This window comes from Pseudomonadota bacterium (genome assembly GCA_027624955.1).
GTDB lineage: Bacteria > Pseudomonadota > Alphaproteobacteria > UBA828 > UBA828 > PTKB01.
In genome coordinates this window covers 19485-42023 of sequence record JAQBTG010000035.1, presented here as the reverse complement: position 1 = coordinate 42023, position 22539 = coordinate 19485, and the positions used below count along the sequence as shown (strand labels likewise).

Sequence of the window (22539 nt, the reverse complement as noted above, 5' to 3'; positions counted from 1 at the left end):
CTGTAATCAATGTCACTCGGTAGATGCCGTTTGGCATCTCCGTGGCAAATCTCTTCACTCCGACGATTCCGTGCGCTACCACCGGCTTATCCGTTGGGCGGCGCAAGCCCGACATCTCGGTATCGCTTTCGAGGCGTGAATCGTTTGGCGTGACCCGCTCGTACCCTGAAATCTGTTTTGAATCGGGCGTCGCGAAATCGAAGCCGATCGCCGCTTCGGGCAGACTGAAATCTTCATCATCTTCAAAGCGCGTGACGTATTGAGCGTTCAAAGCGTCGGTGGCAGCGTCCGCAATACGTTCCGCTGCATCGGCAAGATGTTCGCTCCCAGCCAATTCGCGAATCATGTCGGAGGCCATTTTCGCGACGCCTTCCGCGTCGCGGCCGTTGGACGCAAAGTAATCGGAGAGCAGCTCGATATCTGATTCGCTGCCGCCGGTTGCCAATTCAACCGCCTGTTCGCGCGAGACGGCGGTGCTGGTCTGGCCGGTACCAACCAGAGCCTCGAACTCGTTCAGGTCCATCTCCTGGGCATGAATGATGCTGGTTCCCGCGAACAACACGAGTGCCAGTGCCAGGCTCGTCGCAAAAGAGCGACAGGAACGGAGAGGGGTGCGAAGGAACATGATATCGATCCTGCTCATTATTTCGTTGTTAGCCCGATCGCCGGCAGCGCCTCGCGCCAGCGGCAAAATTAATACAATCCAACGGTTTATAGCATAGTTCTAAGGCGTATCTTGATACCGGGTCATTTTCCGCTCGACCCCAACAAAGTACCACTTACGATGACATTGTTAACATATGGTGGTGCAGATGGGAAATGTCATCTGTCACAAACTGTAACGTAAATTAATTAACGTAGGTTGACCGTTTTCGACCCTGATTTAGTCAGGCAGTATAAGGGGTAACTGTCGGGCAGTTCGGATTTCTCGCCCGTCTAGCTCACAATCGAAGCACAGCGCTTCGACGCCGCTTTTGCTGGCCGCTTCGAAGGCGGCCGCATATTCTGGGTCGATATCGCCGGCGAGCGCGAAGGATTCGCAGTCGGCGCGCTGCACGAGATAAAACATTACGGCCCGCCCACCGGCCTCCACGACGGCCGCAAGTTCGCGCAAATGTTTGGTTCCTCGCGCCGTTACGGAATCAGGAAATTCCGCTAGTTTTGCCCGGCGCCGAAGATGAACATTTTTGACCTCCACATAGCAGGGCGGTGCGCCGTCCCGCTCCAGCAGCAAGTCGATACGTGAATTTTTGCCGTATTTCACCTCGCGGCGGATGCCGTCGTAGCCATCAAGCTCGGACACCCGCCCCGCCGCGATGGCTTCCGCGACGATGCTGTTCGGCAGCGAAGTATTGATGCCCACTAGGCCACGCCGGCCCGGCGCGACGCGTATCAATTCCCAGGTGTGGCGCAGTTTGCGTTCGGGATTGCGCGCCGGGGATAACCAAGTCTCGGCTCCGGGCGCAGTTAGACCAAGCATGGCTCCCGGATTGGCGCAATGGGCGGTAACGGTGCTGCCATCTTCAAGACGGTGATCGGAAAGAAAGCGCTTGTACCGTTTGATCAGGGTGCCGCGAAGCAGGGGGTCGGGAAACTGCATGCGTTCGAACCTAGGCAATGCGTTGACTTTGGGCAAGGTGCGCTGTCGCTGGGCGGTCAGTAAGCGATGGGCTATGATCTGCATCCCTTTTTTGACATCCCGGAGCGCTCTGTCATGGCCGATTCGACTAAAATCGTTACCGCGGCTCTTCTGTTAATTGGCAATGAACTCCTGTCAGGCCGCACGCAGGACGCAAATCTCAACTACCTCGCGCGTCAATTGACCGCCATGGGTATCCGCCTTGCGGAGGCGCGTGTGGTGGCCGACGGCGAGGCGGAAATCGTCCAGGCCGTCAATGAGCTGCGCGCCCGATATGATTATGTTTTTACCACGGGCGGCATCGGCCCGACACATGACGATATTACCTGTGAATGCGTCGCCAAAGCGTTCGGACGCCGCTATGTCCTGAACCCTCAGGCGCAGGAAATCCTAGAAGATTATTATGATGGATCAGGACGTGAATTGAACGAAGCCCGGCTCAGGATGGCGTATACGCCGGAAGGGGCGGAGCTGGTGGACAACCCGATCAGCAAGGCGCCTGGATTCAGGGTCGAAAATGTCATCGTGATGGCCGGAATTCCAGCAGTTATGCGCGCCATGTTCGAAGCGATCGCACCGAAGCTTGAAGGCGGCAGCAAGGTGATCTCGCGCTCCGTCTCGGTGCTCATGGGCGAGGGCGATATCGCCCGCCCACTGGGCGAACTACAAGCCCGCAATGAGGGATTAGAAATCGGCAGTTATCCATTCGTGCGCAAAGGCAAATTTGGCACTACCCTGGTGCTGCGTGGCGTCGATCAGGCAGCGGTGGACGCAGCTGCCGAAGAATTAAGGACCATCCTCAAGGAACTCGGCGGTTCGCCGGAAGACGAGGCTGCCGTTTCCGATGGAAGTTGGCCGAGGCCTGAGGCCTAGACATGTGTCGGAACTTTGGACAGAAGCGTCAAAGGGGCCTAATTTGCTGCCCGGAGCCCGCGTGGCGGAACCGGTATACGCGACGGACTTAAAATCCGTTGGCCTTACGGCCTTGGGAGTTCGAGTCTCCCCGCGGGCACCAATTTTTTCGATGCTTAATACAAATACGACCCTCCGCCCCAGGGCGGCAAAGATTACGCACTCTGCGCCGTGCGCGGGGCTATTTCCACAATATTACGGAGCGCGAACGGGCCGCAGCAGCGCGCACGGCAGAAACAGAGCTCGTTGAACTGTCGTACCGTTTAACGGCATCGGCGAACCATGCCGGCAACGTGGATCAAGTGACTCAGACCTTCCAAGATGAAGTCTGCGCCTACACCGAGTGGCTGGTTGGTCACGCCCACTAACTCCCGCCACGCCGGCCAAATGCGTTCGTTCTCTCGACTATCTAGCATCTCAATGGTCGTGAGCGTTTCTCGGCGTTCCGCCATGTGCTGAAAGAGGTTGCGCAAAACCTTACGGCCAGCGTCCGTGAGACAGATAGGGCGGCCGGCATTGGCGGCGACGAATTCATCGTCTTGCTAACCGAGGCCGCAGCAAAGGCGGCAGTCGCTGCAGTTGCGCAAAAATTGATTAATGGGTTGTGCACATCCTATCGGTTTGATGGGCATCGCGCTTCATGCGCAAGGCGGGAATCGGTGCCGACCCTTTGTCTCGCCGAGCCGAGAGGCCTTGTGCGAACCGCCGAATTGCTTCTGCACCAAATGCTCGAACCTCGTCATCAGAGACCTGATCATCTGCTGCAAACGAAAATATAGAATCGCAGGTTCGCAGCGCAGAATTACGCGAGCGGCAAAGGCCACTTTTCTTAAGTCTTATGTAACTCTTTCTCCCGATTCGAGAATTAACGGATTTTTTATTTCAGGACGGTATTAACCCGTGAATGAATTTTCATAGCCGTCGTCCCGTAGTGCCTGCTGGAGCGACAATCAGAAATGAAGGGTTGACCTAGCAATGCAAAATCAAACGGCGGAAACATTAGAAAGCGTAAACGGATCGACGGACCCTGCCGCGCTCAAAATATCTGCTAGCGGTGTCTCCCGCACGCGTTCGCGAATCAAGATGAATATCCGCAGCGGTTAATTTTTGGTTTCGCCGCCATTTGCCTGGTTCTTGTCGTTTCTATAGGGACAACAATCGTCAAGGTTGGTGGAATCAACGAACAAGTCGAACGTATCGAGGCGCTGCGGGTCCCGACGGCCTTTGCTAGCGGGACCCTTGTTGCAGAGATATACGCGTCGCTCGCCGCCTTGCGCGGCTGGATGCTGACCGGAAATTCGTCCTTCAAAGATCAGCGCACGGAAGTATGGGACTCGATCGACGCCGTCAGCACGGACATGGATCAACTATCCCAGAACTGGACGAATCCAAAAAACATCGAGAACTGGACAGCGTTTAAAGCGACGCTTGCCGAATTCCGGGCCGCTCAGCAGCGCGTCGAGGCAATCGCCCATAGTGACGACGAACAGCCCGCCACCAAGGTCCTGGTGACCGAAGCGGCGCCGCGCTCGGCTGTCATTATTGCAAGCATTACTGCCATGATCGATGCCGAGGCTAAACTCGGAGCGACACCTGAGCGCAAAGCCCTGTTGGGAATGATGGCCGACGTCCGGGGTTCGATGGGTCTAGGAGTGGCCAACATTCGCGCCTATCTGCTGACCGGCGACGAAAAATTTAAAGCCGGGTTCGACGGTATGTGGGCCAAGAATGAGAGGCGCTTCGCCGATCTTGGCAATAACTCTCATTTGTTTACCGCAGCACAACAGACGGCTTTCGACAAAATGTTGAAGGCGCGGGGCGAGTTCGCGCCCCTGCCACCGCAGATGTTCGAGATTCGCGGTTCCAATAAATGGAACATGGCAAATTTCACCTTGGTTACTGAAGCGGCGCCACGGGCCGGAAGTTTACTGAACACCCTGCTCGGCAAGCCTAACGCTTCCGGCGAACGCGCGGGTGGCATGGTCAATAATCAACGGCAACTGCTCACAAATGACGTCGTTGACGCCACCTACCAGGCCGGCCTGCTTGAGACAATCGTGTGGGCTTTGCTGGGTGTGGGTCTTCTCGGCTCCGGCGTGATCGTGTTTTTCACGTCGCGCTCCATCGTCAACCCAATAACAGCCATGACGTCGGTAATGGGTAAATTGGCGGAAGGCGACAAGACTGTCGAAATTCCAGGTCGTGGGCGCAGTGACGAAGTCGGCGAGATGGCCGGCGCGGTTCAGGTGTTCAAGGAGACCGCCATAGAGACTGACCGGATGCGCGAACAGCAGGCGGAGCAAGAGGCGAATGCAGCACAGGAGCGAATGGATGCCGCCAGCGAGGCTCGAGTGTCCCTGGCCAACGATCTGGATACCCAGATCAGCGGGATGCTCGAGACAGTGTCTTCGGCTGCCACCCAGATGGAGTCAACCGCAACCGCGCTGATCTCCACGGCTGAGGAAACCAGCCGTCAGTCGGGGGTCGTGTCGGTCGCCTCGGAGGAGGCCAGCACCAACGTTCAGACAGTCGCCTCGGCAACGGAAGAACTCTCTAGTTCGATCCAGGAGATCACCCGGCAGGTCGCTGAAGCCAACAACATTGCCAATACGGCGGTCGAGGAAGCCAAGCGCACTAACGATATTGTCCGGGGCCTGGCCACCGGCGCCGATGAGATCGGGAATATCGTCGGCTTGATCAACGACATCGCCGACCAGACCAACTTGCTGGCACTCAATGCCACCATCGAGGCGGCGCGTGCCGGTGAGGCGGGCAAGGGCTTCGCCGTTGTTGCTTCTGAAGTCAAATCCCTGGCCAGTCAGACCGGCCAAGCGACCGAGGAAATCGCTGCCAAGGTGCAGTCCATGCAGTCGACCACCAATGATGCCGTCGGCGCTATCGAAACGATTTCGACAACCATCGGCAAGATCGACGCCATTTCCGCCGCTATTGCCTCGGCCATGGAAGAACAGGGCGCGGTAACTGAGGAGATCGCCCGCAATGTTCAAGAGGCTGCAACGGGCACATCGGAGGTGACTAAAAATATCACCGGCGTCAACGCAGCGGCCGAGCAGACCGGCAGCGCCGCCACCGAGGTTCAGCGCTCGACCTCAGAACTCAACGGCCAGGCCGTAGAGTTGAGAGCTAACGTCTCCAAGATCCTCGACGAGTTGCGGGCGGCATAGATAGAGCGTTCTGAACAGATACTTTGGATCAAGCCCCGCTTCTGCAGCGGGGCTTTTTTCGCTATTGATTGGGCCAAGGCAAGGCTCAGCTCATATTGGTTATTTCTGAGCGGCGGATATTGGCTATTGCTTGCTGTTAGCAGCGGTTACCACACATGACCGATGCCAAATTCGACCGATATATGGCTGGTCTCGCATCCTGGGCGCAGACCCGGCGATGGCTATTTGCTGACCGGATTGCCTTCGAGGTCAACGCGTGGCCGACCGCAAACGAGCCAGTAACCGAAGCCCATTATACCGGCACCACTTATGGCATTGCCGACAGTTACCCAGAGAAGGTTCCAGGCCGCTCCCGAAACGGTGACGCTGTCCGGATGATCCGACAGCAGAGCTACCGCGAAAATAGTCATATTGGCTACGCTGTGCTCGAATCCGGCGGCAATAAATGCGAACAGACACCAAAAGATCAGAACGCATTTCGCCGCGTCGTTCGTTGTTCTTGCAGACGTCCAGATCGCCAGACAAACCAACCAATTACACAATATCGCGCGAGCGACCAACTCTCCCGCCGGGGCGTTCATTTTTCTTGCGGCAACGGCGTTGAGTAGGTCGGCGCCATCCTGGAGGATCGTTCCACCGCCGCCGGCGACGAAAAGTAGGGCAAGGACAATGCACCCGACCAAATTTCCGAACCAAGCTGCGATCCAGCAGCGGGCCAAACCCGAAAGCGAAACCGTGCCGGAAAGCCGTCCCAACGTCATAAACATGGCATGACCGGTAAACAGCTCCGAGCCGGCGAAAATGACTAGGGTAAGCGCAATTCCGAAGCTGCACCCCATCACCAGATTTCGTACCGACGGATCGACAGTTTCTCCGACGCTGAATATCAACAGGACACCGATTCCTATGTATGCGCCGGCCATCATTGCAGCAATTAAGAATCCGAGGGGGTTGCGGCGCAGCGAGTCAGATTTACTGCGCGCGAGCATCGCGAATTCGATGGCCGTTTCGGTGAGCGTCATGACATCGAATTTCCCCGGATTCTCGCTGCAAGACAAGCTGGAAGTTAGACGTTGTCGACGGCGCGGCGGTTTGACACGCCCGGCCCAGGATTCTCCGAGTTGTATCGGAGGAAGCAGTATTAGCTCACCGGCTTCTTCGCCGCCACGGTGCTTGGCGGTCTTGGATTAGGTACTTCCATGGGGCATCAACTTTGGGTTCAGACCGTTGGCGTTGGCGCCACTGCGCTATGGTCCCGCGTGTTCAGTTTCGTTATTATGCTGTTCGTAAGGGCGATCTTGGGACTGCGGGTCAGCGAACATGCAGAAGCCGAGGGTTTGGACATTACGGATCACGGTGAGGGTGGTTATGATTGGTGAGCGTTTAGGTTAAACGGAAATCTGCGCGCGGGACCTCCCGGTCTCCCGTTTGGTTCCTTGATCGGCGCGGAATCGGAATCGCGGCCGGCGCATCGGCAGTGCATTGTCGCCTGAAGGTTTGGCGGCAATCGTTGAACGCTCGACAAATCGATCTAAATTGTTTCGACGCATCAAATATAGGCCGGTTTGGATTGAGGAGTGGGTGAATGCCGACAAGTTTCGACGCGATTATTATAGGCACTGGCCAGGCCGGACCGTCGATGGCGCAGCGCATGACGCGGGAAGGCTTGAAGACGGCGATCATCGAGCGAAAACTTTTCGGCGGCACCTGCGTAAACGTTGGGTGCATTCCGACTAAGGCGCTGGTGGCGAGCGCACGCGCTGCCTATATGGCGCGCCGGGGCAGCGATTTCGGCGTCACCATCGACGGCAACATAAACGTCGATATGAAACGCGTGAAGGCGCGCAAGGATGGCATCGTCCTACAGTCGAACCAAGGTGTGACCAACTGGATGAAAAACATGGACGGCCTGACGGTGTATGAAGGGCATGGCAGCCTGGAAAGCGCCACAACCGTCCGTGTCAACGGCGAGTTGCTGGAAGCTGATAAAATAGTTCTGAACGTCGGCGGCCGTGCGACCATTCCCGATATGCCGGGTGTCCGCGAGATCGATTACCTGACCAACTCCAGCATGATGGAAGTCGACTTCCTGCCCGAACATCTCGTCGTCATTGGCGGCAGCTATATCGGCTTGGAATTCGCTCAGATGTACCGACGTTTTGGCTGCCCGGTCACCGTGATGCACCGGGGAGACAGGCTGGTTGATCGCGAAGATCCCGATGTTTCCGAAGCGATCAAGGGTATCCTCGAGAATGAAGGAGTTGAGGTCCGCCTCGGCGCGCAGTGCGTTGGATTTAAGAAACGCGGCACTCAGGTTGTGGTTTCTGCGGCGTGCGAGTCAGGCCCTGAAGATGTCGTCGGTAGTCATGTATTACTCGCGGTCGGACGCCTTCCGAACACTCATGATCTCGGTTTGGAGGCGGCCGGCATCGAGACCGATGCGCGCGAATTTATTACCGTCGACGACCAACTCGCGACCAATGTACCCGGCATTTGGGCAATTGGTGACGCCAACGGAAAGGGCGCGTTCACCCACACTTCCTATAACGACTACGAAATTCTCGCCGCCAACATGTTCGACAATGATCCCAGACGAGTCTCGGACCGCATCACGACCTACGGGCTGTTCATCGATCCGCCCCTAGGCCGGGTTGGCATGACTGAAACTCAGGTTAGAGAATCAGGCCGCAAAGCATTGATCGGCAAAATGATGATGTCGCGTGTTGGCCGCGCCAAGGAGCGCAGCGAGACACAGGGCTTTATGAAGATTCTAATTGACGCCGAGAGCAAGAAAATTCTTGGCGCATCGATTCTAGGCATCGGCGGGGATGAAATTATCCACTCACTCCTCGATGTCATGTACGCAGGTGCACCGTACACGGTGATTCAGCGCGCGATGCACATTCATCCAACGGTGACCGAACTGATCCCGACAATGTTGGGCGATCTGCAGCCGCTCAATTAGCAAGCATCATGCATTCCATATATTTTCTCTTCGTCGTCACTCAGGCCAACAATTTTAAAGCCTTGAGGGCGGAGGCCAGCTAACCTACCCATCAAGTGAATTTGAGAGGCAACAAAATCATGCTGAAGGATCGTGTTGGACTGGTAACGGGCGGCGCCTCTGGCATTGGGCGGGCGACGGTGTTGGCCATGGCTGCGGCCGGCGCCAAGGTTCTCGTTGCCGATGTAGACGAAGCAGGTGGAGAGGGCGTGGCGGGCGAGGTGCGCGAGGCAGGTGGCGCGGCTGAGTTCCTGCGCACCGATGTGTCCGATGCGGCGGATGTGAATGCCATGGTGGCACGCGCACTGAGCGTTTTTGGCGGCCTCGACGCTGCGTTCAACAACGCCGGAGTCGAGGGTGATCAAGCGCCGCTGCAGAGCCAAGACATGGCGCGGGTGCAGCGCGTGTTCGATATCATGATCAACGGCGTCTATCTCGCCATGCAGGCTGAGATACCGGCCATGCTGGCGCGCGGCGGCGGCGCCATCGTCAATATGAGTTCGATGTGGGGCTTGGCCGGTTATCCGGAATGGTCGCCCTATATCACAGCCAAACATGCAGTTTCCGGCATGACCAAATCGGTGGCACTCGAAGTCGCAGCCCAAGGCATCCGCATCAACGCCGTGGCGCCGGGGCCGATCCTCACGCCGCTCTTGCTGCGCGGCTGGAACAACGATCCCTCAGAGGCGTCGGGGCGCGTGCCAATGCGCCGTATCGGGCGGCCCGAGGAAGTCGCCAATGCGGTGGTATGGTTGCTTTCGGATCAGGCCAGTTTCGTCACCGGCCATATCATGCCGATCGATGGCGGCATGCTGGCAGAGAAAGGCTAACCTTCGCCGCGCTGCGGGCCGAGTTGCGGCTCGCGGTGCTCGGCGGCGAAGACGTGAGCGTAGAGGTTAGCGATCCACTGCTTGCCGTGTTGGGTCATGCGCAAATAATTCAGGCCCTCGCCGATGTACGGCCCGACCGCATCGAAGAAGAAATTGGAGTACCCCGCCGCTAAATCCGCGGGACTGTTGAACCCCATTTTTTTGTTCGCGCCGGTTTCGTTGAACTCGTGAAAAAGGCGGTTGATCTTGCGCATATAGTTGGGGTCTCCCAACTGGCCGATAAGATCGGCAGCGCGCACCAGCCCGGCGACGCCCGTGGTGTCGCGTGCATCGCCTACGTCGGGTACAGGAAAGCGCGTCAGCTCCAACCCAGCGATCACGCGGTCGACATCAAGCATGCCCAATTGGCTGAAGCGCTCGCGCACAAATATCTTGCCGCGCTCGACATGATAGGGCGTGAGGCTGGCGTCGGATGCGCCCTGTGGCGGTGAAAAAGTGTTGCCGACTTGATCGATCACATAGGCGCCGGCAACGTCCCCGATACAGACGCCGCGCACATAGCCGATATCATGGCACAGCAACGCGACCATGAAATGCAACCAGTCGTCGGGCGTAATGCCGCCCTCGCGGATATGTTTGCCGAGCAGAATTTCCTGCCCGGCCAGGGTCACCATTAACGTGTGTTCGACATCGTGATAGAGCGCATCCGAATCGGCGATGCGCTCCAGCGACATGCGCCCGACCCAAGCGATGATATCCGGATAATCTGGTTTTTGCCGGCCGAAATTTGCGGTGTAAGCATCCTTAAGGCGCTCAGTAAACGCGTTGATGGTTATTTCCGTTACGTTTAATATAGCCCGCTCTCCACCGTTCTCCGCACCCGATCAATTTGGTGCGGCATGTTTCAAATATGCCACCGCCTCGGCATGTAATGCCGCGTCGCCGGCCGCGACGACCCAGCCGCCACCTTGTACAGGGGCGCCATCCCAAAGACTGATCACTCCTCCGGCGCCTTCGACAATCGGGATCAGCGCCTGAATGTCCCACGGCATTAGGTCACCCTCGATAACCAGATCGATATGTCCCCCCGCCAATAGAGCGTAATTATAGCAATCACCGCCCAGGCGCAGATATTCGACCCGAGATGCGACAGATTCGAAGGCACGACGCTGGGCATCAGTGTGCATCATTTCTAACTCAGTAATTCCCAATCTAGCCTGCTCAAGCTTGGGGCAGGCGCGGGTGCGCAGTTGCTGGCCGTTCAGGGTGGTTTGGCCAGACACGCCGATAAAGCGTTCACCGACAAACGGCTGGTTCATGGCGCCGAGGACCGGTTCCCCATCTTTCAAAAGCGCGATCAAGGTCCCCCATGTGGTAAACCCGGTGATGAAGGCCTTGGTGCCGTCGATCGGATCAAGCACCCAGACATATTCGGCGTCGAGCTTTTCGTCGCCAAATTCTTCGCCTTTGATGCCATGGTCGGGGAACGTCTCGTTAATCAGGGCGCGGATGGCTTGCTCTGCGCCTCGATCCGCTTTGGTGACCGGTGAATAGACGCCGGGCCCTTTATCGGCCTTATCGACCACATCTACGGGACTGCGAAAATAGCGCTTGATGACCTCACCCGAAGCGTCGCACGCCTTGTGCAGGAGCGCGACATAGGCGGAAAGATCGCCGTCAGATAAATTGGCAATTTCAGTAATAGTTCACACCTCCGCACACATTGATCGCTTGGCCAGTGATATAGCGCCCGTGCCGACCCGCGAGATAGACCGCCATGTCGGCGAGGCTTTCAGGGCCAATCAATGCGCCAAGCATATTGCCGCGCATCGTATTCGAGTAGGTGGTGTCGAAGTCTTCGCCTTTTGTTTCGGCGGTCTTGCGGATCGCGGCGCTCGCCATTTTCGATTCGGCCCAGCCGGGGCAAATCGCGTTGACGCGGATATCCCGTTCGCCGACTTCCATCGCTAGGCATTTCATAAATTGCAGGATGGCATGTTTGGAGGCGTTGTAGGCGGTCCAATTCGCGTCCGCCGATTTGCCGCTGGTCGAGGCGTTAAAAAGAATGCAGCCGCCCGTGCCCGCATCCAGCATGGCCGGCAGCAAATGGCGGGAAACCAAATAGGGCGCCTTGACGTTTGTATCCATGATGCGGTCCCACATCTGCTCGTCCATTTCCGGGACCGGCGCGAAATCTGCCCATCCCGCATTGTTGACGATGATGTCGATACCGCCGAGGCGCTCGAGTGTGTCTGCGCACATGGCCTTGATCTCGGCCGGGTTGAGCAAGTCGGCGGCGACGGAAATAGCGCGACCGTTCGCTGCCTCGATATTGCGCCGGACTTCAACGGTGCGCTCCAAATCGCGGCCATGTAGTGCCACCGTGGCGCCCTCACCCGCCAAGGCTTCGGCGATGGCGAACCCAATGCCGCTTCCCGCGCCCGTCACCAGCGCCCGTTTGCCTTCGAGTCCGTGGTCCATGCCGCAATTTCCCCTTGCCGTGCCCCTTGTTCCTACTCGGAAGCTGTTGCGTTGCCAGCTTTTGACCAATCTAATCGGAATGCAGGGGTACGCAATAGACGAAATCTGGCATGAGACGGCGTTTTGTGTCTCATGCCCGGCGGTGGCAATGGATATCAATAATATCAAGGCGGATTTAGTAGCGCGTCGGCAGGCGCTCGTCGAACTTGCCGAGGAAGCGGAAGGCGCGCAGAAACCGGTCGAGTTGGATCAGACGCGGGTGGGGCGGCTGTCGCGCATGGATGCGTTACAAGGACAGGCCATGGCGCAGGAAACCGCCCGGCGGCGCAACAACGAAGTGGCGCGTATCGACGCCGCGATCAAGCGCGTCGACGAAGATGAATATGGCTATTGCCTGGCATGCGGCGAGAAGATAGCTACCCAGCGCTTGGCGCTCGATCCCATGGCGGCGGTCTGCGTAACCTGCGCCGCGGGCAAATAGTTCAAAAAAGTAGGGGTTAACGGCGGCCGACGATCTGATGGTGAGAGAGTGGTGCATTGCCGAATTATTCGCTATAAGATCGCGCAAATTCGTAATTATGGGAGCACAGGTTGATGAAACACGCATTATTCATGATGCCAATTCATGCGCGCGACAAGGATTACCACGTCGGGCTGGCGGAAGATCGGGAAGCGATCATTCTGGCCGATAAATTGGGCTACTCGGAAGCCTGGATCGGTGAACACTACGCCTCTGGGCCGGAGCAGATCACCTCGCCGATGATGTTCTTAGCGAGCCTGATTACCGAAACAACCAACATCAAGCTGTGCACCGGCGTGATTTGCTTGCCGCAATATCATCCCGGCCAAGTCGCAGGGCAGGCGGCGATGTTTGATCATCTCTCTAAGGGCCGCTTCATCATGGGCGTTGGGCCGGGCGGGCTGCCGCCAGATTTCGAATTGTTCGGCACCATGGACGCTGAGCGCAACGAGATGATGATCGAATCCATCGATATGATCCGCAAGATTTGGTCCGGCGAGCCGCCTTGGGACATTAAGGGCAAACATTGGCACATCAAGATCCAAGATTGGGTGCATGACGATATCGGCCTGGGCCATATGTTAAAGCCCTACCAGAAACCGTTCCCGCCAATAGGAATTTCGGCGATGAGCCCGTTCTCAAGCTCTATCCGTTACGCCGCCCAACAGGATTTTATCCCGCTTTCGGCTAATTTTATCGGCAATTGGTCAGTGAAATCGCATTGGCAGGTCTATGCCGAGGAACGCGAGAAAAATGGCCAGGTAGTGGACCCCTCAATTTGGCGCGTGGCGCGCAACATCCATGTCGGCGAAACCGATGCCGAGGCGGAAGCGTTCGTCAAAGAGGCCAACGGTAGCTGCGATTGGTATTTCAAATATCTTCATACCATTTTCGAGCGCGCCAAGATGAAAGGCGCCTTTGTGATTAACAAAGGCGACGATGGGGATGCTCTCACGCATGAGGATCTGCGGGACAATTACACCATCTATGGCAGCCCGAGCACGGTGGCTGAAAAAATTCTCGCCTTCCGCGATGAGATCGGTGATTTCGGCACTTTGGTTCAAACGGCGCAGGATTGGACAGACGCAGATGCCATGAAGCGCTCGATGAAACTGCTTGCCGAGGAGGTCATGCCAGCGGTCAACTCGGCCATCGGTAACAAGCAGGCAGCCGAGTAGCGGGAGAGAAAAGGTGGATTAGGCGCGCCGGAGGCTCATGGCCGATTACGCCATTGTCACCGGCGGATCGCAAGGCATCGGTCTTGCGATCTGTCGCCGCCTGAAACAGGACGGCACGACCCCAATCATTTTTGACCGCGTCGCGCCGGAAGATTCTAGCGTCGGTGAGTTTCGCGCTGTCGAGCTTTCTGATCTCCAGGCAACGGCGGCGGCGTTGGATTGGGCATTGGGGCTGGGGCCGGTCAGCCGCTTGGTCAACAATGTCGGCGTCGTTATGCCGGCTTTGCTGGAAGATACCTCACTCGAAGATTTCGATGCCTTAATGGCACTAAACGTGAGATGCGCTATCCAGTGCACCCAGGCAGTGGCGCCAGCCATGCGCAAACGCGGCATGGGCCGAATCGTCAACATAGCCAGCCGTGCCGCGCTCGGCAAAGTGCTCAGAACTAATTATTCCGCCAGCAAGGCAGCTCTCATCGGTCTCACCCGCACTTGGTCGCTCGAACTGGCGGCGGATGGCATTACGGTCAACTGCATCTGCCCTGGCCCTATCGCCACCGAGCTCTACAAGAAGGCCAATCCGGCCGATGACCCCCGCACCATTGCGTCCCTCGCGACCGTTCCGGCAGGGCGTATCGGCGTTCCCGAAGATATCGCCCAAGCCGCCGCATTCTTCCTTGCCGAAGGTTCTGGCTTCATCAACGGCCAAACGCTTTATGTTTGTGGGGCTTCAAGCGTCGGGCGTGCAGGCGTTTAACAAGCACACTGACTGACAAGATCCTTTCTCCCGGGACGGGAGGTAGGGGTTACGTTGCAGAGGCGACCCAAGCGCGCATGCGCGCTCAGCACTGGCCGCCTCAAGCCCGTGCGTACTTATCAACAAACGTCTGATTAATCGTAATCCCCAGCCCAGGCCGGTACGGAATCGCCATCTCGCCATTCTCAACCGTGAAATTCTCTTCCGCCATATTGTGCAGCAGCGGATTGGCGCCGAGCGAGTATTCGATGATGGTGGCCGCCGGTGAAACCGCACAAATTTGCAGCCCGGCCGAAAAATGCAGCGGCCCGCCCCAAAGATGTGGCGCGAGCCGAATTTGATGGGCGTCAGCGAGAGCGGCGATGCGCATGCATTCGGTGATGCCGCCACAAATCGCCGGGTCAGGCTGGAAAATGTCGACCGCGTTCAGCAATGCGAGGTCGCGGAAGGCGAAGCGGGTAAATTCGCTTTCACCGGCCGAGATCGGGATGTCAGTCGTGGCGCGCACTTCGGCACATCCGCGTTTGTTGTCGGCATTGACTGGCTCCTCGAACCAAGCGAGACGGCAATCGGCGACCTCGCGGGCAAATCGCTTGGCTTCTGGCACCGAGTAGGTGCCATGCGCGTCCACCATGATGTCGATTTCGGGTCCGAGATGATCGCGCGCCGCATGGACGCGACGCACCGAATCTGCCACTTCTCCATCGCCCGCGCCGACGCGCATTTTCACTGCCCTGAAACCGCCACGTTCGATATAGCTTTGTAACTGTTCGCCGATCTTTTCGGCTGGCGCCCAGCCGCCCGAGGCATAGGCCGGCAGCTTGGCGTGGGTCAGCCCGCCGAGCAACTGCCACACCGGCACATCCAGAGAGCGTCCGAGAATATCCCACAGAGCCATATCGACGGCACTGATCGCGGCTATAGTCAGGCCGCGCCGCCCGAGGGCTGGGAAGGGACGAGCGCGGGCCAGCGCGAAATGCGCCCGCGTGCCGTTATACATGTACTCCCAAAGGCGCGCCGGATCACCGGCATTCTCGCCGATCAGCGCTGGCCCGAGGTCGTCATTAATGAGCGAGACCAGCGGCGCATTGTTGCCGCTGCTGAACACCGAAGCGCGGCCTTCGCCGTAGCCGACCAATCCGGATTCAGTTTCGATCCGCACCAGCGCCGTATCGAAAGCGGCGACAACCCCGAAATCACTGATGTGTTGTTCGGCCTCGGGGATCGGGACGTGAATCCACGTCGCAGTGACCGATTTTATTTTCATGTCGCGCGCTCCATATTTATTGCCCCGCAAACGCTGGGAGGTGGCAACCGCTCCATATGACTCCGGGGGAGTACCTCATATTAACTCGGGCGCATGATCATGCCGAGTTTCATCGAAAGGGCTCGTTCTATCCGTTAGCCGGGTATGTAGCACGGCCCGGGAACAGCCGGATATTGTTCGAGCATGCTTTCGTCGATGTCGAGGCCGAAGCCAGGGGCGTCGTTGGGCATAATGTAGCCGTCCACCACTTCAAGCGGATTGCGCGCCAAATCGGTGCGGAACGGATTGATCGGCGCCACATCGGCTTCGAATATGATGCCGTTCTGGATGGCGCATAGGAGATGCACATTGGCTGCCGCACCGATCATGCTGTGGCTGGTGTGCGGTGCCGCGAGGAAATGCCAGGCGGCGGCCATATCGGCAATTTTCTTAACCTCCGAGATTCCGCCTGCCTTGGTGCAATCGGCTTGGCAGATGGTGATTGCACGGGCTTCGAACAGTTCTCGGAAGGCTTGGCGGGTATAATGGTTCTCGCCCGCAGCGATGGGGATGCTGGTGCGCCTTGAGAGTTCCTGATAGGCCGGGATATTGTCCGGTGCAAATGGCTCCTCCAGCCAATAGACGCGGTTGGTCTCGCAATAATTAATCACTTCGGGCAGGTCGAGCACGGTGTAGCGCGTCGCCGCGTCGACGGCGATATCGATGCCGTCGCCGAAGGTCTTGCGAATATGGCCGACCCGCTCGGCGTCCTTCTTTGGCGTATCACCGACCCGCATCTTGATCGCGTCATAGCCTTGGTCGATAAATCCGGCGACCTCCTTTTCCAGCGTGTCGAGCGGCTGGAAGCCGAGCGTGAGACCGCCGACATAAGCGCGGATTTTCTTCGCCGCTCCGCCGAGAAGGCGATAGACCGGCTGGCCGAGGAGCTTGCCCTTGAGGTCCCATAGAGCGAGATCGATACCGGCCAGTGCGATTATGCTGCCGGCGCCAAGTCCATGGGTTTGAATTTGCTGGCGCTTGATGCGTTCCCAAATGCCTTCGCTGTCGAACGGATCGGCACCGACGATCAGCGAACCGACGCCCTTTTCGATGATTTCCACCATGGCCGTCAGGTTTTGGCCGTGATGCGCTTCGCCGTAGCCGATAGTGCCGTCATCAGCAGTGACCTTGACGAATACGAAATCCCGCTTGACGTTGCGTCCCAATCCCATGCGCAGGACGTTGTCGGTAAAGGGGCGCGAGTGGGCGCTCGCGGTTATTTTTACGATTTTAGCCATGCGGGGTCTCCCGAATCTTGTCCTATTCGTGGGCAATCTACCCCAGCGCCGCGAGGTAGGCCACGTCTGCGCTTGCGGAGTTGACTTTACTCAGGTAGAGGCAACAATCCGCCGCATCATGGCGAAGGTGGACACAATGGCAGACCCAGTAACGGACCCAGTGGCGGCGACAGATATCGATCCGGTAACGCTTGAAATCGTGCGCGGCAAACTGCTGGCGGCGGTCGATGAGATGGGCATCGTCATCGCCCGCACTTCGATGAGTCCGGTGATTTACGAGGTGCTTGATTTTGCCTGCGGTATCCTTGACACCAAGGCCCAGTTAATCGTCCAGACCAACGGCGTCACGCTTTTTACCGGCACGTTTTCGTTTCAGCTTCAAGCCATTCAGAATAAATTCGGCGGCGATATCTGCCCGGGTGACGTCTATATGACGAACGACCCATTCGGGGGCGGCACCCATACCTGCGACGTGGCGCTCATTCGTCCGCTGTTCGATGGCGACAAATTGCGCGCCTTTGCAATTGCCGTGGCGCATTGGAGTGAGGTCGGCGGCTCGGTTGCCGGCAGCATCGCGCCGAATGCCACCGAGATCTATCAGGAAGGCATCCGCTTCCCTGGTATCCGCGTCTGCCGAGATGACAAGTTGCTGCCCGATGTGGTCGACCTGATTCGCGAAAATGTGCGCCTTCCAACGATGTGTCTCGGCGATCTCAATGCCGAGCTTGCGGCAGTGCGCATTGCCGAAGTGCGGCTCCGTGAGATTGAAAAAAAATACGGCTCCGGGGTCATGGATGCCACGTTTGAATACATTTTGGAAACCAGCGAACAGCTCAGCCGAGAGGCCGTGGCCGCCCTGCCGGACGGCAGTTACCGCGCCGTGGATATTATTGACGGTGATGGCATCAGCGATGAACAAATCCCCGTCTGCGTCGAAGTGCGGATCGATGGCGAGCGCATGACGTTCGATTTTACCGGCACCAGCGCGCAGCGTCCCGGTCCCATCAATTGCGCCTATGGTGCCTTGCATTCGGCGGTGAAGACCGTCTTCAAATCGCTCGTCGACCCGCAAGGGGCGTCCAATGAAGGCTGGTTCCGTCCGGTGGAAATCATCTGCCCTGATGGCACCGTCTTCACCGCGAAGAAGCCGGCCCCGACGGGCTGGTATTACGAAGGTTCCGCCCATGCCTCGGAACTGGTGTGGAAGGCGCTGGCTGAAATCGCGCCCGACCGCTTCAGTGCTGGCAGCTATATGTCCCTCTGCGGCGCCTATATTTGTGGCAAGGATCCCGAAAGCGGCGAAATATTCGTCCATATCGAGCCGGCAGTGGGCGGTTGGGGGGCAACCTCCACACGCGACGGCACCGCCGCCCTGATCGCGACGACCGACGGCGACACCTATAATTATTCGGTCGAACTGTTCGAAGCCAAGTTCCCGCTTCTTGTCCGTCAGTACGCGCTCAACACCGACGAAGGCGCGGGCGAGGGGCGCTACCGTGGTGGTTTCGGCGCGGTGCGAGAATTTGATATCCTCGCGGATGATGCCTTTACCTATGCCAGTTTCGGTCGTTCCATTGAGCCGCCGTGGGGCCTCAAAGGCGGCGCCAAAGGTAGCTGTAATTTCATGGAAATTGAAAGCGGCAAGGAGACAATGCGCGTCGCCCGCGTTCCTTATCATGCCTTGCAGCCGGGCGATCGTGTGCGAGTGGTCACCGGCGGCGGCGGCGGCTACGGCGATGCTTTCACCCGCCCGCCACAAGAAGTTCTTGATGACGTTCTGAACGACTACATCACGCCGGCAATTGCGCGTGATCAATATGGCGTGGCGCTGACGCCGGACGGCAGTATCGACGATACGGCAACTCAAACTCTGCGCGCGGCAAGGGGTTAGGGCGATGGGGCGCTTGGCGAGCGATATCGGCGGCACGTTCACCGATCTGGTCTATTTCGACGATGAGAGTGGCACCCTGAAAGTGGAGAAGTCCCTCACCACGCCCAAGGATTTGACTCAGGGCGTTGAGGATACCATCCGCTTGGCGCAAATTGACCCAAACACCGTCGACTTCTTCGTGCATGGCGGCACCACCGTCATCAACGCCATCACCGAGCGCAAAGGCGCTAAGACGGCGCTTGTCACCACACTCGGATTTCGCGATGTGCTCGAAATCGCGCGCGGCAATCGACCCGATCTCTATAATTTGAGCTTCGAGAAGCCGACGCCTTTTGTGCCCCGACGTCTGCGCTTCGAAGTGCGCGAGCGCATCGATGCAAAAGGGCGGGAATTGGAGCCGTTGCACCTTGCCGATCTCGATGCCGTGATTGAGCGCTGCCAGGCGGAGGGCGTTGAAGCGGTCGCCATACAGTTCCTGCACAGCTATGCCGCACCCGAACATGAGGCCGCCTGTGCCACCTATTTACGCGACAAGCTGCCCGGCGTGGCGATCACCGCAAGTCATGAGATCACGCGCGAATGGCGCGAATATGAGCGCGCCAATACCGCGGTGCTGAATGCTTATGTGCAGCCCATCGTGCAGCGCTATTTTGATAGTCTCGAGGGTAGCTTACGCGGCCAGGGCCTGGACTGCCCGTTCGCGGCGATGCAATCGAATGGCGGCTCGACCAGCTTTTCTTGGGCCAAGGCGCACCCCATCACCTTGGTGGAATCCGGTCCGTCCGCCGGCGTCAACGGCGCTGCCCTGGTCGGCAAGCTGTGCGGCGAAGAAGACGCCATCTATCTCGATATTGGCGGCACCACGGCGAAATGCTCGGTGATCGAAGGCGCGCAGGTCAAGGTCACCACGGATTACAAACTGGAATGGACGCGCATCAATCCGGGATACCCGGTCAAAGTTCCGGTCGTCGATATCGTCGAGATCGGTATGGGCGGCGGCTCCATCGCATGGTTCGATAAGGTCGGTGCGCTCAAGGTCGGGCCGGTGAGCGCTGGCTCCGATCCGGGCCCCGCCGGATACGGCCTGGGCGGCACCGAGCCCACGGTGACGGACGCCAAGCTTCTCACCGGCGTGCTCAATCCCGGCTATTTCGCCGGCGGGCGCATCACTCTCGACGTCGCCGCTGCCGAGCGTGCCATGCAAAAAATTGCGGATGGTCTGAAGACCAGTGTCGAAGAGGCGGCGGTAGCGGTCTTGCGCCTAGCCGATGCCGACGCCATCAATGCGCTCAAGCTGGTCTCCATTCAGCGCGGTCACGATCCGCGCGATTTTGTGTTGATCGTTGGCGGCGGCGGCGGCGCCATGCACGCGGCGACGCTGGGCCGTGAGCTCGGCGTGCGAGAAATCATTATTCCGCTCTATCCCGGTTATTTCTCGGCCTGGGGCATGTTGGCGACGGAGCCGCGGCGTGATTTCGTGCAAACCGCGCTGGGCCGCGCCGACAACATGACAACAGCGGGACTGGAGGAGCTATTCGCCGGCCTCGTCGCGGAAGCGGAGGAATATTTCCACGATCAAGATGGCGCGGAGGAGGCGAAATTGGATTTTGAGTTCGGCATCGATTTGCGCTATTTCGGCCAGGAACATTGGGTCACGGTTGGCGCCGCGTTGGACGACCTAAGCGTCGAAACCATCTTGCATGATTTCCATATCGCCCATGAACGCGCTTATACCTTCAAGCTCGACGACACGCCGGTCGAGTTCGTGAATTTCCGCCTCATGGCGACGGCGCGCGTGGCGCGCCCGACCGTGAAGCCGCTCAACGGTGCGGGCCGCTCGGAGGCCGCCGCAGCCAAGGGCACGCGCTCGGTACATTTCGGTGAAGACGGCCGCCATGAAGCGCGGATCTTCGAACGGGACCTGTTGCCCGCCGGCTTTGAAGCCGATGGCCCGATGGTCATCGAAGAACAATCCGCCAACACCATCGTTCATCCTGGCCAGCATCTGCGCGTCGACGAACTCGGCTTTCTGCATATCTCCTAGACGATACTGCGCCCGGCGCAGACGTAAATGGATTGCGCAGTGACGTGGCGCGCGCCGGGGCCGGCGAGGAAGACCATCATATCAGCGACATCCTCGGGCGGAATGATGGCACGCATCGCGTTGACGCGCATGCCTTGGTCATAGAGCTGCTCGAACGGCACACCGCTTTCTTCCGCCATCTGTTCGTGCAATTCCACCGCCATCTCGGTGGCGATCCAGCCGGCGCAAACCGCATTCGCGGTAATGCCGTGCGGGCCGACTTCCTCGGCCAGACAGCGGGTGAAGCCGACCAATCCGGCCTTGGTCGCGTTGTAGATTGAGCGCTCCGCCTGCGCCATGCGCGCCGCGCTCGAAGCGTTGAACACATACGCTCCGCCAGTGCCTTGCGCGATCATAGCGGGCAATGTGTGCTGGGTGACCAGGAAGGGCGCTTTCAAATTGACGTCCATCACTTGGTCCCACTCTTCTTCTTCTAGGTCGACAACCGGACCATGGGCCGCGACGCCGGCATTGTTGATGACGATGTCGATACCGCCCAATCTATTGATCGCCTCAGCGCAAAAGTCTGCGATGGAAGCTGCGTCGGTAAGCTCGCCGGTCACGCAAACGGCTTTGCCGCCGAGCTGCCGCACACTTTCCGAAATCGCATCAAGTTGCCCTCGCCGCCGGGCATGGAGGGCGACGCTGGCGCCCTCGCGCACCAACGCTTCCGCGGTGCGGGCGCCCATGCCGCGTGCTGCGCCAGTGACCAGAGCGCGTTTGCCGACTAGCGAAGGGGCGCGCCGTGCTGAATTCGCCATTTGGCTCACGCCGGGTTCATTTATGAGCCACGCGGCCCATGTTCGCTTGTTGCTCGCCTTGCGGCAGATGCTGCACCAACCACATCATCGCGTGGGAAATATCATGCGCCACGGCTTCGCGCGCGGCGCTGCCTTTGCGCGAGCGCAGCGCATCGACGATCGGCATGTTGGTGGCGGCGGCGCGCCCGGCGAAGCGGATATCGTGAAACAAATAATTGAGCGTCGGTCCGACACGCAGCCAAATACCTTCGATCATATCTAGCAGGAGCGGTGAACGTGCGGCGCGATAGACGGAAAAATGCATTTCCTGATTCTTCGCGAAATAGGTTGGCGCATCGTGGCGCTCGGCGGCGGCGGATACTTCGGCGAAAAGGCCGTCTATGCGGTCGAGTTCGCTGTCTACAATTAGGTGCGCCGCTTTCTCTGCCGCCAGTCCCTCCAGGGCAATCCGAACTTCGCAAATCTCGGCATATTTTGCGCTGGTAACGAACGGCACGCGGGCCGTGCGGTTCGGTCCGAGATCGAGCGCGCGTTCGGCGACGAGGCGTCCGAGTGCTTCGCGCACCGGCATGGCGCTGGTGCCCAATTTTCCGGCGACCCCGCGCAGCGTCACCGCCTCGCCCGGCTGATATTGGCCGGCGATCAGGTTGCGGCGAATTTCCCGATAAACATGTTCATGCAGGGGCACGTCATCTGTGCCGTTGAGATTTGCGTCCGACAGTCGAAGCGCCGAGGGAGCAACCGCCATTCCGTT

At 58.5% G+C, this 22539-nt stretch carries 19 protein-coding genes and 1 tRNA gene; 10 read left to right on the top strand and 10 right to left on the bottom strand.

Features of this window, described 5'->3' with window-relative positions:
* Nucleotides 1-625, bottom strand: a 625-nt coding sequence (locus O3A94_13265) for a hypothetical protein (GenBank protein MDA1357220.1), incomplete at its 3' end; no start/stop codon positions are given.
* Between the two features lie 258 nt (nucleotides 626-883).
* Nucleotides 884-1600: a DNA/RNA nuclease SfsA gene (gene sfsA / locus O3A94_13260; GenBank protein ID MDA1357219.1), complete on the bottom strand. Its 717-nt coding sequence runs from the start codon at nucleotides 1598-1600 to the stop codon at nucleotides 884-886.
* Nucleotides 1601-1714: 114 nt separating this feature from the next.
* Here sfsA and O3A94_13255 point away from each other — a divergent pair, with 114 nt between their 5' ends.
* From O3A94_13255 to O3A94_13245, 3 genes are all read left to right on the top strand, one after another.
* Nucleotides 1715-2512: a molybdopterin-binding protein gene (locus O3A94_13255; protein ID MDA1357218.1), complete on the top strand. Its 798-nt coding sequence runs from the start codon at nucleotides 1715-1717 to the stop codon at nucleotides 2510-2512.
* Between the two features lie 55 nt (nucleotides 2513-2567).
* Nucleotides 2568-2654: transfer RNA gene (locus O3A94_13250), tRNA-Leu, on the top strand.
* 1000 nt (nucleotides 2655-3654) lie between these two features.
* Nucleotides 3655-5736 carry a methyl-accepting chemotaxis protein gene (locus O3A94_13245; GenBank protein MDA1357217.1) on the top strand — a complete coding sequence of 694 codons (2082 nt, stop codon included), beginning with the start codon at nucleotides 3655-3657 and terminating at the stop codon, nucleotides 5734-5736.
* Between the two features lie 221 nt (nucleotides 5737-5957).
* On the opposite strand, the gene O3A94_13240 is transcribed toward O3A94_13245, so the two are convergent.
* Complete coding sequence (locus tag O3A94_13240; protein MDA1357216.1) at nucleotides 5958-6758, bottom strand: formate/nitrite transporter family protein; 801 nt, start codon at nucleotides 6756-6758, stop codon at nucleotides 5958-5960.
* A gap of 563 nt (nucleotides 6759-7321) precedes the next feature.
* Here O3A94_13240 and O3A94_13235 point away from each other — a divergent pair.
* Nucleotides 7322-8701 carry an FAD-containing oxidoreductase gene (locus O3A94_13235; GenBank protein ID MDA1357215.1) on the top strand — a complete coding sequence of 460 codons (1380 nt, stop codon included), beginning with the start codon at nucleotides 7322-7324 and terminating at the stop codon, nucleotides 8699-8701.
* Between the two features lie 119 nt (nucleotides 8702-8820).
* Complete coding sequence (locus O3A94_13230; GenBank protein ID MDA1357214.1) at nucleotides 8821-9570, top strand: glucose 1-dehydrogenase; 750 nt, start codon at nucleotides 8821-8823, stop codon at nucleotides 9568-9570.
* Here O3A94_13230 and O3A94_13225 read toward each other — a convergent pair.
* Genes O3A94_13225 through O3A94_13215 form a run of 3 tightly spaced genes read right to left on the bottom strand, consistent with a single transcriptional unit; the run spans nucleotide 9567 to nucleotide 12051 of the window.
* Nucleotides 9567-10424 carry a metal-dependent phosphohydrolase gene (locus O3A94_13225; GenBank protein ID MDA1357213.1) on the bottom strand — a complete coding sequence of 286 codons (858 nt, stop codon included), beginning with the start codon at nucleotides 10422-10424 and terminating at the stop codon, nucleotides 9567-9569. The genes O3A94_13230 and O3A94_13225 overlap by 4 nt on opposite strands.
* Before the next feature lie 30 nt (nucleotides 10425-10454).
* Nucleotides 10455-11219 (bottom strand): histidinol-phosphatase, encoded by a 765-nt coding sequence (gene hisN, locus O3A94_13220; GenBank protein ID MDA1357212.1) that lies wholly within the window; start codon nucleotides 11217-11219, stop codon nucleotides 10455-10457.
* Nucleotides 11220-11265: 46 nt separating this feature from the next.
* The gene (locus O3A94_13215; GenBank protein MDA1357211.1) at nucleotides 11266-12051 is read right to left on the bottom strand and encodes an SDR family NAD(P)-dependent oxidoreductase; all 786 of its coding nucleotides are present in this window, start codon (nucleotides 12049-12051) and stop codon (nucleotides 11266-11268) included.
* Between the two features lie 148 nt (nucleotides 12052-12199).
* Here O3A94_13215 and O3A94_13210 point away from each other — a divergent pair, with 148 nt between their 5' ends.
* The 3 genes from O3A94_13210 (at nucleotide 12200) to O3A94_13200 (ending at nucleotide 14506) form a co-directional block, all read left to right on the top strand.
* Entirely contained in the window at nucleotides 12200-12532 is a 333-nt protein-coding gene (locus O3A94_13210; GenBank protein MDA1357210.1) for a TraR/DksA C4-type zinc finger protein, read from the top strand.
* A gap of 113 nt (nucleotides 12533-12645) precedes the next feature.
* The gene (locus O3A94_13205) at nucleotides 12646-13749 is read left to right on the top strand and encodes an LLM class flavin-dependent oxidoreductase (protein ID MDA1357209.1); all 1104 of its coding nucleotides are present in this window, start codon (nucleotides 12646-12648) and stop codon (nucleotides 13747-13749) included.
* 37 nt (nucleotides 13750-13786) lie between these two features.
* Nucleotides 13787-14506: an SDR family oxidoreductase gene (locus tag O3A94_13200; GenBank protein ID MDA1357208.1), complete on the top strand. Its 720-nt coding sequence runs from the start codon at nucleotides 13787-13789 to the stop codon at nucleotides 14504-14506.
* A gap of 100 nt (nucleotides 14507-14606) precedes the next feature.
* On the opposite strand, the gene O3A94_13195 is transcribed toward O3A94_13200, so the two are convergent.
* Together O3A94_13195 and O3A94_13190 are read right to left on the bottom strand one after the other, a co-directional pair.
* Nucleotides 14607-15773 carry a mandelate racemase/muconate lactonizing enzyme family protein gene (locus O3A94_13195; GenBank protein MDA1357207.1) on the bottom strand — a complete coding sequence of 389 codons (1167 nt, stop codon included), beginning with the start codon at nucleotides 15771-15773 and terminating at the stop codon, nucleotides 14607-14609.
* A gap of 134 nt (nucleotides 15774-15907) precedes the next feature.
* A complete protein-coding gene (locus O3A94_13190; GenBank protein MDA1357206.1) occupies nucleotides 15908-17050 on the bottom strand; it encodes a mandelate racemase/muconate lactonizing enzyme family protein in 1143 nt (380 codons plus the stop codon).
* A gap of 136 nt (nucleotides 17051-17186) precedes the next feature.
* On the opposite strand from O3A94_13190, the gene O3A94_13185 reads away from it, so the two are divergent.
* On the top strand, nucleotides 17187-18941 hold the full coding sequence (locus tag O3A94_13185; GenBank protein ID MDA1357205.1) for a hydantoinase B/oxoprolinase family protein: 1755 nt from the start codon (nucleotides 17187-17189) through the stop codon (nucleotides 18939-18941).
* 4 nt (nucleotides 18942-18945) lie between these two features.
* Complete coding sequence (locus tag O3A94_13180; GenBank protein ID MDA1357204.1) at nucleotides 18946-20985, top strand: hydantoinase/oxoprolinase family protein; 2040 nt, start codon at nucleotides 18946-18948, stop codon at nucleotides 20983-20985.
* Here the strand turns inward: O3A94_13180 and O3A94_13175 are convergent.
* Together O3A94_13175 and O3A94_13170 are read right to left on the bottom strand one after the other, a co-directional pair.
* A complete protein-coding gene (locus O3A94_13175; protein MDA1357203.1) occupies nucleotides 20982-21785 on the bottom strand; it encodes an SDR family NAD(P)-dependent oxidoreductase in 804 nt (267 codons plus the stop codon). The two genes, O3A94_13180 and O3A94_13175, sit on opposite strands and share 4 nt — an antisense overlap.
* Before the next feature lie 16 nt (nucleotides 21786-21801).
* On the bottom strand, nucleotides 21802-22533 hold the full coding sequence (locus O3A94_13170) for a GntR family transcriptional regulator (GenBank protein MDA1357202.1): 732 nt from the start codon (nucleotides 22531-22533) through the stop codon (nucleotides 21802-21804).
* Between the last annotated feature and the right edge of the window lie 6 nt (nucleotides 22534-22539).